The 12,731-nt window shown below is 62.2% G+C and carries 10 protein-coding genes; 7 read left to right on the top strand and 3 right to left on the bottom strand.

What is annotated here, in order from left to right:
- Positions 1-239: 239 nt before the first annotated feature.
- Genes AC57B6_RS16520 through AC57B6_RS16530 form a run of 3 tightly spaced genes read right to left on the bottom strand, consistent with a single transcriptional unit; the run spans position 240 to position 3,182 of the window.
- Positions 240-1,292, bottom strand: coding sequence for a Gfo/Idh/MocA family oxidoreductase (locus tag AC57B6_RS16520; RefSeq protein ID WP_046568288.1), 1,053 nt, complete (start codon positions 1,290-1,292; stop codon positions 240-242).
- Positions 1,292-2,308, bottom strand: coding sequence for an inositol 2-dehydrogenase (iolG, locus tag AC57B6_RS16525; RefSeq protein ID WP_028199112.1), 1,017 nt, complete (start codon positions 2,306-2,308; stop codon positions 1,292-1,294). Before iolG ends, AC57B6_RS16520 begins: the two co-directional genes overlap by 1 nt.
- Positions 2,301-3,182, bottom strand: a complete 882-nt coding sequence (locus AC57B6_RS16530; protein ID WP_144196159.1) for a MurR/RpiR family transcriptional regulator — start codon at positions 3,180-3,182, stop codon at positions 2,301-2,303. The genes iolG and AC57B6_RS16530 overlap by 8 nt, the downstream gene beginning before the upstream one ends.
- 277 nt (positions 3,183-3,459) lie before the next feature.
- Between AC57B6_RS16530 and AC57B6_RS16535 the strand changes: the two genes are divergently transcribed.
- From AC57B6_RS16535 to iolB, 7 genes are all read left to right on the top strand, one after another.
- The gene (locus tag AC57B6_RS16535) at positions 3,460-4,506 is read left to right on the top strand and encodes a sugar ABC transporter substrate-binding protein (RefSeq protein WP_028199114.1); all 1,047 of its coding nucleotides are present in this window, start codon (positions 3,460-3,462) and stop codon (positions 4,504-4,506) included.
- 208 nt (positions 4,507-4,714) lie between these two features.
- A complete protein-coding gene (locus tag AC57B6_RS16540) occupies positions 4,715-5,896 on the top strand; it encodes an ABC transporter permease (RefSeq protein ID WP_496421722.1) in 1,182 nt (393 codons plus the stop codon).
- A 13-nt stretch (positions 5,897-5,909) separates the two neighbouring features.
- The gene (locus AC57B6_RS16545; protein WP_030101394.1) at positions 5,910-6,734 is read left to right on the top strand and encodes an ATP-binding cassette domain-containing protein; all 825 of its coding nucleotides are present in this window, start codon (positions 5,910-5,912) and stop codon (positions 6,732-6,734) included.
- 66 nt (positions 6,735-6,800) lie between these two features.
- A complete protein-coding gene (locus AC57B6_RS16550) occupies positions 6,801-8,867 on the top strand; it encodes a bifunctional 5-dehydro-2-deoxygluconokinase/5-dehydro-2-deoxyphosphogluconate aldolase (protein ID WP_496421723.1) in 2,067 nt (688 codons plus the stop codon).
- Positions 8,864-10,837: a 3D-(3,5/4)-trihydroxycyclohexane-1,2-dione acylhydrolase (decyclizing) gene (iolD, locus tag AC57B6_RS16555; protein ID WP_496421724.1), complete on the top strand. Its 1,974-nt coding sequence runs from the start codon at positions 8,864-8,866 to the stop codon at positions 10,835-10,837. The genes AC57B6_RS16550 and iolD overlap by 4 nt, the downstream gene beginning before the upstream one ends.
- 10 nt (positions 10,838-10,847) lie before the next feature.
- Entirely contained in the window at positions 10,848-11,771 is a 924-nt protein-coding gene (gene iolE, locus AC57B6_RS16560; protein ID WP_028199118.1) for a myo-inosose-2 dehydratase, read from the top strand.
- Entirely contained in the window at positions 11,768-12,568 is an 801-nt protein-coding gene (iolB, locus tag AC57B6_RS16565) for a 5-deoxy-glucuronate isomerase (RefSeq protein WP_046568267.1), read from the top strand. The genes iolE and iolB overlap by 4 nt, the downstream gene beginning before the upstream one ends.
- Positions 12,569-12,731: the final 163 nt, after the last annotated feature.

Genomic DNA, 12,731 nt, shown 5'->3' on the forward strand with positions numbered 1-12,731 from the left:
AGGCAGCGGCCCTCGGGCCGCTGCCTGCGAGGCGACGGTACGTTTCTTCTTCATGATCGGCATATCCATGATTTCCATCCTTCATGATATGCCCCGCCCACGAAATTACGGATAGGTCCCCGCACAGGGGCAACGCTAATAGACCACTAACACAGCAAGGAAAGGCCAATAGGCCAAAAGACCGACAACAGAACAGACAAACAACAAAGCAAAAAACCCACCCCCACACACGCATCCCGTTACAAACTCACAGCCTCCCCACTCAGCAGCGACTGCCGCAGTGCCATCCCAATCCGCGTAGCTTCAAGCGCATCAGCCAGCGTGGCCCCCGCTTGCGCACCGGCATGCGCACCAGTGCCAGCCACAGCGGCAACAAACTCCCGCGCCTCAAACAAAAACGCCTCTTCAAACCGATCAAAAAAACTCGGCGTACATTCATTCCGAATGCCGGAGGCATCATAAATCTCAACGCGATTCGCGCGTGGATTGCGCCCAATGGCCAACGCACCCGCTGTACCAATCACTTCGCTATGCGTATCATTCCCATGCGCCTGCGTGCGCGACGCATAGAACATCGCAAGCTTGCCATCCTCGAATTCGCAGATCGCCACACCGTTATCGACGTCGCCGAACTCACGCAAACCCTCGTGCAACGCTACCGCGCCCGCCGCGAAAACGCGTTTGGCCCGCGGCTTCCCAAGCAGCCAACGCGCAACATCGATATCGTGCACGGTACAGTCCAGAAAGATCCCACCAGAAGTCGCCGAGAAGCGCACAAAAAAGCCGTCTTCATCGTTCTTGTCGGTGGTCTGTGAACGCACAAGAAAAGGCCTGCCAATCGCGCCCGACTGAATCTTGTCGAATGCATCCTTGTAGCTCGGATCGAAACGCCGCATGAAGCCAATCGTCGCCAGCAGATGCGGATGGCGCGCAGCCTCAGCCAACACGCGCTCGCACTCGGCGATATCCAGCGACAAAGGTTTCTCGCAAAACACATGTTTGCCGGCGCGCAGCGCATCGATAATCTGCTGCGCGTGCAACGACGACGGCGTCACAAGCCACACGGCATCCACATCGCGATCCGCGAGCAACGCCGCATAATCGTCATAGAGACGCGGTTCGGGCAACGCCTCGCGCGCCCACGCCCGCTCCTCTTCCACCGGACTGCAAGCAGCCACGAGCGACGCCCCCGGCACCCGATATGCCAGATTTTCCGCATGCCGCTTGCCCAGCCGCCCCAAGCCGACCACACCCAAACGAAGCCGCCCACTCCCAGACGAAGCCGTCGTCATCACAACGCCTCCCCAAGCTTCACCGCACGACCCTCGCGCCACGAGCGCGTAGCGGCTTCAGCGAGTTCAAGTGCTTTCAGGCCATCGGCGACAGTGGTTCGCACCGGCTTGCCATGCGTGACGGCATCGAAGAAATGCGCAATCTCCAACGCGTACGCCGCACGATACCGTTCGAGGAAAAACGCCTCGGGTACGTCGCTCGACACCTCGGTTTTCGAATATGCGGTGACCTCGGTAGGTCGCACATTGCCCGCTTGCAGCATGCCGGTGCTGCCGAGCACCTCGAAGCGCTGATCGTACCCATAGGCCGCACGCCGCGCCGTGTTGATCTGGCACAGCCGGCCGCGCTTCGTGCGAATCGTCACCGCAGTCGAATCGATATCGCCGGCGTCGGCGATCGCCGGGTCGGACAGGCAACTGCCGGTGGCGTGCAACGTGTCGGCTTCGTCGTCGAGAATCCAGCGGAAGATATCGAAGTCGTGAATCAGCATGTCCTTGAAAATGCCGCCCGAATGCTTGATGTACTCGACCGGCGGCGCGCCCGGATCACGGCTCGTCACCACCAGCATCTCCGGTGTGCCGATTTCGCCCGCGTCGATGCGCGCTTTCAACGCGGAGAAAGTCGGGTCGAAGCGGCGCTGAAAGCCGATCATGCAAACCACGCCCGCACCTTCCACCGCCTCGGCACAAGCACGCGCACGCTCCAACGTCAGATCGACCGGTTTCTCGCAGAACACATGCTTCTTTTGCGCGGCCGATTTCAGGATCAGATCCGCGTGCGTGTCCGTGCTGGAACAGATCACTGTCGCGCCGATCGACGCATCGCCCATCGCGCCATCGATATCCGCAACCTGCGCGCCGTGCGCCGCGGCGAGCGCCGCGGCCGCCTCGCGATTCACATCGACCACATACTTGAGCCGCACACCCGGTTGCCGCGCAAGATTCGCCGCATGAATCTTGCCGATTCTTCCCGCGCCGAATACCGCCACGTCGAGCGTCTTTACCGCGTCAGTCATCGTATCCTCCAGTGTCTTTGGATTCTTCAACGTTCAGTTCGAGCTTGTACGCGAGCGCGATGAACAACGCCTGGCACAAACAGATCGTGCTGGTCAGCGAGCGGAATGCAAACGCGCTGCCCTCTTTCACATACAGTTGAGTCGTGGCATAACGCGCTAGCGGAGAAAGTTGGCTATCCGTAATAACCAGTGTCTTCGCCTGGTGATGATGCGCGACACGCAGGCAGTACTGCGTTTCCTTACCGTAGGGCGCGAAACTGATCGCGATCACCACGTCGCCCTTCTTCACGCTGCGAATCTGCTCGCGATACATGCCGCCGAAACCGGACACCAGATGCACGCGCTTGGGCGTGTGCTGCAACGCGTAGACGATATAGCTCGCCACCGGAAACGAGCGCCGCACGCCAATCACGTAAATGTTGTCGGCCTGCTGCAGCATCTTCACGGCAGCATCGAACTGCTGGTCGTCGAGACCGGCTTCGAGTTCTTCAAGTCCGCCGCGCGACGCCGCGATGAATTCGCGCGCCACCGCGCCACCGGATAACGCGCCGGGCTTCTCGTCGATCAACTTGCGAATCCGCTGCTGGTAACTCGGCGACGAGGTGCCTTGGCCCGTATAAGCCTGACGAAACACCGACTGCAAATCGGAGAAGCCGGAAAAGCCAAAGCGCTGCGCAAAGCGCACCACCGCCGACGGATGGACGCCGCAGCTCGCGGCGATGTCACTGGTGCGGTCCACCATCACGCTCGAGCGATGCTGCTCGATATACGTCGCCACATTCTTCAACTGACGCGGCAGCGTCTCGTAGTTGTCCGCAATGCGCTGCATCAATTCGTCGACGCTCGGCAAATCTTCGGTGCTCTCTTCCGCCATGGCTCTTTCTTCCTTGCTTTATTGCAGTGCGCAAAGCGCTTCCAGCGCCCGCCGCACAGCCTCCTGACGCTGCCGATTATAGGCAGGCATCGCGTCAAATGGAACGTATTTTCTATTTTTATTTGTCATGAAATTTTCATTGCAACGCTTCGGAAGATCGCCTAATCTTGATCGTGAGCGATGACGCATCGGCTGACGCATGCCGCAACGCACGCAGTCGGAAGGCCGCCCGCCAGACGCTCCCTTCAATAACGACAGACCGAGAAAGGTGGAGACAATGAGACTTTGCAAGGGCAAGGCTACGCTCAGGATTCTGGCGACGGCATTGACGTTGGCGATGGGATTCGGCGCGGCATCCGCCGCCCGCGCGGCTGACGCTCACTTCGTGCTGATCAGCCACGCGCCGGATTCGGATTCGTGGTGGAACACCATCAAGAACGCCATCAAACAGGCCGACGAGGATTTCAACGTCGAGACCGACTACCGCAATCCGCCGAACGGCGACATCGCCGACATGGCGCGCCTGATCGAACAGGCGGCCGCGCGTAATTACGACGGCGTGATCGTCTCGATCGCCGACTTCGACGTGCTCAAGAGCGCGATCTCCAAGGTGACCGAGAAACACATTCCGCTCGTCACGATCAACTCCGGCACCGAACAGCAAAGCGCGCAGCTTGGCGCGATCATGCACGTCGGCCAGCCTGAATATGCGGCGGGCAAAGCGGCGGGTGAAAAGGCCAAGGCGGCGGGCATCAAGTCGTTCCTGTGCGTCAACCACTACGCGACCAACCCGGCTTCGTTCGAACGCTGCCGGGGCTTTGCCGACGCAATCGGCGTCGACTTCAAGACCTCCACGCTCGACGCCGGCCAGGACCCGACCGGGGTGCAATCGAAAGTGAGCGCGTATCTGCGCAATCACCCGAACACCCAGGCGGTGCTCACGCTCGGTCCGTTGTCGGCGGCGCCGACGATCAAGGCGCTGCAGCAGATGGGCCTCGCCGGCAAGGTCTGGTTCGCGACGTTCGATTTCGACAATGACATCGCGAAGGGCATCCAGGACGGCACGATCCAGTTCGCAATCGACCAGCAGCCCTACCTGCAAGGCTATATCCCGGTCGCCGTGCTGGCGATCGTGAAGAAGGAGCACACCACAGATCCGGCGAAGATCCGCCAGATCCTGCAGGCGAATCCGAAGTTCCAGCAACGCCTCGCCACCTACGGCCTGGCGCCCGCCTATGGGCCGCGCAATATCGGTTCCGGCCCGGGCTTCATCACCAAGGCCAATATCGACAAGGTGATCAAGTACGCCGGGCAGTATCGCTAACGCATTTCGCTGGAAGTGCGGACACGGGAACACCGTTCCGGCAGGTATGAAGAAGGTGGAAGCGGCCGGCCGCAACCGGCCAGGCCGCCCCACGTCCGCGTTCGTTACGATTTACGTGCGCTTTACGTGCATTCCGCGCCAGGGGTCACAGCGGTTCGATTCGGGCCGCTAGCGACTGCCATCCCCAGGCGCATCAAGGAGAGCTTCAATGGGCGTAGCCAACCCCTTCCATCCTCATCCCCGCAAGCAGCCCCCTAACGGCACCGGCACCACACCCGGGTCGACATCCGGCGCAACCCCCGCGGCGGCCGATGAGCGTGTGCGTCAGGAATCGTGGTTCCGGCATCTGCTGAACCGTCCTGAATTCGCCGCCCTCGCCGGCACCGTGATGGTGTTCCTCGTGTTTGGCATAGCGGCCGGCAACTCCGGCATGTTCAATCTCGACGGCGTGATGAACTGGTCGCAAGTGGCCGCCTATCTCGGCCTGATCGCGGTCGGTGCGTGCCTGCTGATGATTGCCGGCGAGTTCGATCTGTCGATCGGCTCGATGATCGGCTTCTCCGGCATGATGGTGGCGCTGCCCACCATGTATTTCCATTGGCCGATTGCGTTGTCGATCCTGTTTGCATTCGCCGGGTCGATGCTGCTCGGCGCGCTCAACGGCTATCTGGTGATGCGCACGCGGCTGCCGTCGTTCATCGTAACGCTGGCGTTTCTGTTCATTCTGCGCGGCCTCACACTGGCGCTGTCGGTCATGTTCGCCGACCGCACGATCATCTCCGGCGTAGGCGACGTCGCCGCTCACGACTGGCTCGCCCATACCTTGTTCCAGGGCGTCGCGTTCAAGGGTCTGTTCGTCTGGCTCGGCCACGTCGGCGTCGTCAAGCTGCTCGACAACGGCAATCCGCTCGTGCCGGGCATTCCGAAAGTCCTGCTGTGGTGGTTCGCGCTCGCTGCGGTGTGCGCGTTCACCCTCGCCAAGACCCGCTTCGGCAACTGGATCTTCGCGGTCGGCGGCGACGCCAACGCCGCCAAGAACGTCGGCGTGCCGGTGCGGCGCGTGAAGATCTCGCTGTTCGTGCTGACCGCATTCTGCGCGTGCCTGTTCGCCGTGCTGCAAGTGTGCGATATCGGCTCCGCCGCAGCCGACCGTGGCCTGCAAGCCGAATTCGAAGCCATCATCGCCGCGGTGATCGGCGGCACGCTGCTGACCGGCGGTTACGGCTCGGTGATCGGCGCCTGCTTCGGCGCGCTGATCTTCGGCGTCGTGCAGATCGGCATCACCTACACGAATGTCGACTCCGACTGGTTCCGCGTGTTCCTCGGCGTGATGCTGCTGATCGCCGTGCTGTTCAATCACTACGTGCGCCGCCGCGTCGCGCAGTCGTAACGAGGAGACCACCATGTCCGATACGAATACCGTGAACACCCCGGCTGAACCACAGGGCGACGTGATCCTCGCACTCGAAAACGTCAGCAAGTACTTCGGCCAGGTCATCGCGCTGAGCGGCGTAACCTTGCGCCTGAAGCGCGGTGAAGTGCACTGCCTGCTCGGCGACAACGGCGCGGGCAAATCGACATTGATCAAAACGCTGGCCGGCGTGCATAAACCTTCTTCAGGCGAATATCTGGTCGACGGCAAACCCGTGCTGTTCGAGTCGCCGAAAGACGCACTCGACCTCGGCATCGCCACCGTCTATCAGGATCTGGCCCTGGTGCCCCTGCTCTCGGTCGCGCGCAACTTCTTCATGGGCCGCGAGCCGCAAAAGAAACTGTTCGGTTTCATCAACGTGATGGACCTCGAAACCAGCGCAACCACCGCACGCGACAAGCTCGCCGAAATGGGCATCAACGTGCGCGACCCGCATCAACCCATCGGCACGATGTCCGGCGGCGAGAAGCAATGCCTGGCGATCGCGCGTGCGATTCATTTCGGCGCGCGCGTGCTGATTCTCGACGAACCAACCGCCGCGCTCGGCGTGAAGCAGAGCTTCAACGTGCTGAAACTGATACACACGGCGCGCGCGAAAGGCATTTCGGTGATCTTCATCACGCACAACGTGCATCACGCGTATCCGATCGGCGATTCATTCACGCTGCTCAATCGCGGCAAATCGCTCGGCACGTTCACGAAGGAAACCATCAGCAAGGACGAAGTGCTCGACATGATGGCCGGCGGCGCCGAAATGCAGAAGATGATCGGCGAACTCGACGGCGCGACGATCTGATTGATTCGCGCGGGTTTCCGGCGCTTGCCGCGTCTCACGCCCGCGTTCAGCTATTCAGGAATATTCATGGATCATTCCAGCACATCCAGCGGGACCGGCAACACGAACGGCATGGCGTCCACGTCCGCAGTCGCGGCGACGGCCAGCCGCTTCGCGCCGGACCGCAGCCGCGACATCATCTGTCTCGGCCGTCTTGCCGTCGATCTGTACGCGCAGCAGGTCGGCGCGCGGCTCGAAGACGTGTCGAGCTTCGCGAAGTATCTCGGCGGTTCGTCGGCGAATATCGCTTTCGGTTGCGCGCGGCTTGGGCTTGCTGCGGCGATGCTGGCGCGCGTCGGCAACGATCATATGGGGCGCTTTCTGACCGAGACCTTGACGAAGGAAGGCTGTGACGTCAGTCACGTTCGCGTCGACCAGGAGCGTTTGACCGCGCTCGTGCTGCTCGGTTTGAAGGATCGCGATACGTTTCCACTGATCTTTTATCGCGAGAACTGCGCGGATATGGCCGTGGACGAAGCGGATTTCGACGAGGCGTATATCGCTTCGTCCAAAGCGCTGCTGATTACCGGCACGCACTTTTCGACAGAACAGGTGAACCGCACGAGCCGCCGCGCTCTGGATTACGCACGCCGCAATAACGTGCGCACCGTGCTCGATATCGACTATCGCCCGGTGTTGTGGGGCCTCACGGGCAAGGCGGATGGCGAAACCCGCTTCGTCGCGAGCGAAGGCGTGACCGCGCATCTGCAACGCATTCTGCCGTTGTTCGACCTGGTGATCGGCACCGAGGAAGAATTCCGTATCGCAGGCGGCAAGACCGAACTCGTCGAAGCCCTCGCGATGGTGCGTGCCGTCACGCCGGCCACATTGGTTCTGAAGCGCGGGCCGATGGGTTGTCAGATCATCGATGGCACACTGCCTGCAACGCTCGATGACCTGCCGGTTCATGGCGGCGTCGAAGTGGAAGTGCTGAACGTGCTTGGCGCGGGCGACGCCTTCGCGTCGGGCTTCCTCTCCGGATGGTTACGCGATCAGCCGCTCGACGCATGCGCGCGCTCGGCCAATGCGAGCGGCGCGCTCGTCGTCTCGCGCCATGGCTGCGCGCCAGCGATGCCGACACCCGCCGAACTCGACTACTTCTTGCGCGAAGCCAAGGCCGATCCGCAACGCATGCGCCGCCCCGACCGTGACGCAACGCTCGCGCGCCTGCACCGCGTCTCCCCTGCCCGCAAACAATGGGGCGAAGTACTCGGCTTCGCGTTCGACCATCGCAACCAGTTCTTCGAACTCGCGCAGCAGACCGGTGCAGACGAAGCACGTATCGCGCAACTAAAAAGCTTGTTTGTCGAAGCCGTTGCGCAGACGGAAGCCGCGCTAGGGCTGCAGGGCCGCATCGGCATGCTGAGCGACGACCGCTACGGTCAGGACGCATTGAATGCCGCCACCGGCCGCGGCTGGTGGATCGGCCGGCCGGTCGAGCTGCCGGGCTCCGTGCCGCTCGTGTTCGACCACGGCCGTTCGGTCGGTACAACGCTGGTCGCGTGGCCGCAGGAACATATCGTCAAATGCCTCGTGCAATTCCATCCCGACGAACCGGTCGAACAACGCCTCGAACAGGAAGCCCAACTGCGAGCGCTTTATGACGCGACGCAAGCGAGCGGCCACGAATTGCTGCTTGAAGTCATTCCGCCAAAGCACGCGCATCTGCCGCAAGCGCCGGACATCGTCTATCGCGCGTTGAAGCGGCTGTACAACATTGGCATCTATCCGGAATGGTGGAAGCTCGAACCAATGGACGCCGCACAATGGCAGGCCGTCGACGCGCTGATCGCCGAGCGCGATCCGTACTGCCGGGGCGTGGTGCTGCTCGGTTTGTCGGCGGGTGTCGAGCAATTGAACGAAGGCTTTCGCGCAGCCGCGCAATCGGTGACATGCCGCGGCTTTACCGTCGGCCGCACGATCTTTCACGAACCGAGCCACGCGTGGCTCGCCGGTGAGATCGACGACGATGAACTGATCGCAAGGGTGCGTCGCACGTTCGAAACGCTGATCGCGTCGTGGCGTGCGACGCGCGGAGCGGCAAACGCGCAATCCACCATGGCGAGCCACGCACATCAGGAGCAGGCGGCATGAATCAGCGTGTATTGCACCATGACGCGGCGTCCGCTAACGACGCCACCCAGGCACATGTGCCGTCAGGCGGTACCGTCCGCTTGACGACCGCCCAGGCGCTGGTTCGCTACCTCGCCGCACAACAGGTTGCGACCGAAGACGGCGCCGGCACCGAGCCGCTTTTTGGCGGTGTGTTCGCGATCTTCGGGCATGGCAATGTGGCCGGCATCGGCGAGGCTTTGTATCAGCACCGCGAAGCGTTACCCACGCTGCGCGCACACAACGAACAGGCGATGGCGCACAGCGCGATCGCCTATGCGAAGGCGCATTTCCGCCGCCGCATGATGGCCGTTACGACGTCGATCGGGCCCGGTGCGACGAATCTGATTACTGCCGCCGCGCTCGCTCATGTGAACCGTCTGCCCGTGCTTCTGTTACCCGGCGACGTGTTCATCTCGCGCGCGCCCGATCCGGTGTTGCAGCAGGTCGAAGATTTCCACGACGGCGGCGTTTCTGCTAACGATGCATTCAAACCGGTGTCGCGCTACTTCGACCGAATCGTGCACCCGGCACAGCTGCTCAATGCATTGCCACGCGCCTTGCGTGTGCTGACCGACGCTGCGTTGTGCGGCCCTGTCACGCTCGCGTTGCCACAGGACGTGCAGGCGCAGGCGTGGGATTTCCCGGCCGACTTCTTTGCGCCACGCGTTGTCACCTTTCACTCCCCTGCCCCGCGTGCCGAAGATATCGACGCGGCGGTTGCCTGTCTGCGCCGCGCCAGGCGTCCGCTGATCGTTGCCGGCGGCGGCGTGCTGTATGGCCACGCGACCGATGCCCTGCACCGCTTCGCCGCCGCGCACGGTATTCCGGTAGCGGAAACGCAGGCCGGCAAGGGTTCGCTCGCGTGGAACGACCCGTTGAACGCAGGCGCGTTGGGCGTGACCGGCTCGCCTGCCGCCAACGCGCTCGCCCACGACGCCGACTGCGTGCTTGCCATCGGTACGCGCCTGCAGGACTTCACCACCGGTTCAAATACCTTGTTCACGCAGGCCGACGTGATCGGCATCAACGCCAATCCGTTCGACGGCATCAAGCATCGCGCGCTGGCGGTCGAAGCCGACGCACGTCTTGCCCTCGATGCGCTCGCCGAACCCCTGCAAGGCTGGCACGCGGACCGCTCATGGACCGCCCGCGCGCACAAACTCGCGGCGAGCTGGCGCGATACCGTGAGCACGCTCACGCATGCGCCGCAACGCGACACCGTGCTGCCTTATGAAGGCGACGTGATCGGCGCCGTGCAGCGTTCCAGCGCGCGTTCCGCACAGGACGATATCGTGGTTTGCGCGGCGGGCACCTTGCCGGCTGAGTTGCATAAGCTATGGCGCGCGGGCAAACCTGGCGCGTATCACGTCGAATACGGCTACTCGTGCATGGGCTACGAGATCGCCGGTGGGCTCGGCGTGAAGCTCGCGCGGCCGGCGCGCGAGGTGATCGTGATCCTCGGCGACGGCAGCTATCTGATGATGAACAGCGAGATCGCGACGTCGGTGATGATCGGCGCGAAGTTGATCGTGGTGGTGCTCGACAATCGCGGCTACGGTTGCATCAACCGCTTGCAGCAAGCCTGCGGTGGGGCGCCGTTCAACAACCTGCTCGACGACTGCATGCAGGGCCCGCTCGGTGCACCGAAGATCGACTTCGCCGCGCATGCACGCGCGTTGGGCGCGCACGCCGAGCACGTTGCGAACATCGGCGAACTCGAAAGCGCGCTGCAACGGGCGCGCGCCGCCGACCGCACCTACGTGATCAGCATCGACACCGATCCGGGCCGCACCACTGACGAGGGCGGCTGGTGGTGGGAAGTCGCCGTACCCGAGGTATCGGCACGCGACTCGGTGCGGGCCGCGCGTTCGCAATACGATGCGCAACTCGCCGCGCGCGCCGCGCCGACGGATCCGGGCGACCGCCCACGCCATATCGACAACGAATGAGGATGCTCGCATGACTGCTTTCGACGTACGTATCGGCATCAATCCCTTGTCGTGGATGAACGACGATCTGCCATCGCTTGGTGGCGAAACACCGCTTGAGGTCGCGCTGACCGAGGGCCGCCAGATCGGCTATCAGGGCTTCGAGCTCGGCAACAAGTTTCCGCGCGAGCCGCAGGCATTGAAGGCGCTGCTTGCCCAATACGATCTGGCCCTGGTGTCCGGCTGGTATTCCGGCCGACTCGCGCGACGCAGCGTGGAAGAGGAAATCGCCGCGGTCGGACCGCATCTCGAGTTGCTGGCGCAGAACGGCGCGACCGTGATGGTCTATGGTGAAGTGGCCGATTCGATCCAGGGGGCACCGCAACCGCTGTATCAACGTCCGCGTTTTTTCAGCGACGCGCAGTGGGCCGCGTATGCGGCGCGCGTCGACGAATTCGCGCGCTATACGCTGAGTCGCGGCGTGCGGCTGGCGTACCATCATCACATGGGCGCGTACGTCGAGACGCCGGCTGACGTCGATCAACTGATGACGCGTACGAGCGACGCCGTCGGCCTGCTGTTCGACGCGGGGCACATCACGTTTGCCGGCGGCGATCCGCTCGCGGTACTCGACAGGTACATTGACCGCGTATGTCATGTGCACTGCAAGGACGTTCGACCGGCGGTCATGAAGCTCGCGCGCAATCGCAACTGGAGTTTTCTCGACGCGGTGATTAACGGTGCATTCACGGTTCCCGGCGATGGCGCGGTGAACTTTCCGGCGCTTATCGACCGGTTGAAGCGGCACGGTTATTGCGGCTGGCTGGTGGTTGAAGCGGAACAGGATCCGGTGGTGGCGCCATCGTACGAGTATGCGCAGCGGGGTTTCAAAGCGCTGCGAGCATTGGTCGATGCACCGCTCGACGCGGGCGGTGCGACGCAGGAGGCAGCATGAGTCTATTGGTGAAGGCGCAGCGCGAGGGCCAGACGATCGCGCGGGTGACACCTGAGTCGGCGTGTTGGCGGTATGTGGGGTTTGCCGCTTACCGGCTGGGCGCGAGTGAAGTTGTTCACGTGTTCGAGCCGTCGCGAGAGGTTTGCATTGTGGTGCTCACCGGCGCGGTGGATATTGAAACGGCTGACGCCACATGGAGTTCGCTGGGTTCGCGCGATAGTGTGTTCGAGGATGCTGCGCCGTATGCGGTGTATTTGCCGCCTGGCGTGCGGGCGACGGTTCGGGCTTGTCGCGATGCGGAGGTAGGCGTGGCTAGCGCGCCTGCTAAGGGTGAGTATCCGGCGAGGTTGATCGAGCCGTCTACGATGAAGCGTTCCACGCGTGGTAAGGGGCTCAATACGCGATACGTATGCGATATTCTTCCGCAGACTGAGCTTGCGGAGTCTTTGCTGGTGGTTGAGGTCCGCACGCCTGGGGGGCATGCTTCAAGCTATCCGCCGCATAAGCACGATACCGATAATGTGCCTCATGAGAGTTCGCTCGAAGAGACTTACTATCATCGGCTCGATCCGCCGCAAGGGTTTGCTTTTCAGCGTGTTTATACCGATATGCGGGATATCGATGAATCGATGGCGGTTGAGAATCACGATGTCGTGATGGTGCCGCGTGGGTATCATCCGGTTGTTGTTCCTTATGGGTATGAGTCTTACTATCTGAATGTTATGGCCGGGGGGCAGAGGGTTTGGCATTTTCGTAATGATCCGGCGCATGAGTGGATTATTAATAAGGATGGGTGAGGTTTTTTTGCCTGCTCGGCGGTTTTGTTGTTGATCTGGTTTTTTTGGCCTTTCCTTGATTTGTTAGTGGTCTATTAGCGTTGCCCCTGTGCGGGGCGGCACTGGGCCTGTCAGTAATTTCGTGTTTGAGGCATAACATGTCGCCAAGGAGTGACTATGCCTC

Source organism: Paraburkholderia sp. BGA-UO-ETr-F12, from assembly GCF_059567945.1.

Bases quoted from the DNA above. Each gene is read 5' to 3' on its own strand.
- AC57B6_RS16535 (WP_028199114.1), top strand. From the start codon at position 3,460: ATGAGACTTTGCAAGGGCAAGGCTACGCTCAGGATTCTGGCGACGGCA.
- AC57B6_RS16540 (WP_496421722.1), top strand. From the start codon at position 4,715: ATGGGCGTAGCCAACCCCTTCCATCCTCATCCCCGCAAGCAGCCCCCT.
- iolG (WP_028199112.1), bottom strand. From the start codon at position 2,308: ATGACTGACGCGGTAAAGACGCTCGACGTGGCGGTATTCGGCGCGGGA.
- AC57B6_RS16520 (WP_046568288.1), bottom strand. From the start codon at position 1,292: ATGACGACGGCTTCGTCTGGGAGTGGGCGGCTTCGTTTGGGTGTGGTC.
- AC57B6_RS16530 (WP_144196159.1), bottom strand. From the start codon at position 3,182: ATGGCGGAAGAGAGCACCGAAGATTTGCCGAGCGTCGACGAATTGATG.
- AC57B6_RS16550 (WP_496421723.1), top strand. From the start codon at position 6,801: ATGGATCATTCCAGCACATCCAGCGGGACCGGCAACACGAACGGCATG.
- AC57B6_RS16545 (WP_030101394.1), top strand. From the start codon at position 5,910: ATGTCCGATACGAATACCGTGAACACCCCGGCTGAACCACAGGGCGAC.
- iolB (WP_046568267.1), top strand. From the start codon at position 11,768: ATGAGTCTATTGGTGAAGGCGCAGCGCGAGGGCCAGACGATCGCGCGG.
- iolD (WP_496421724.1), top strand. From the start codon at position 8,864: ATGAATCAGCGTGTATTGCACCATGACGCGGCGTCCGCTAACGACGCC.
- iolE (WP_028199118.1), top strand. From the start codon at position 10,848: ATGACTGCTTTCGACGTACGTATCGGCATCAATCCCTTGTCGTGGATG.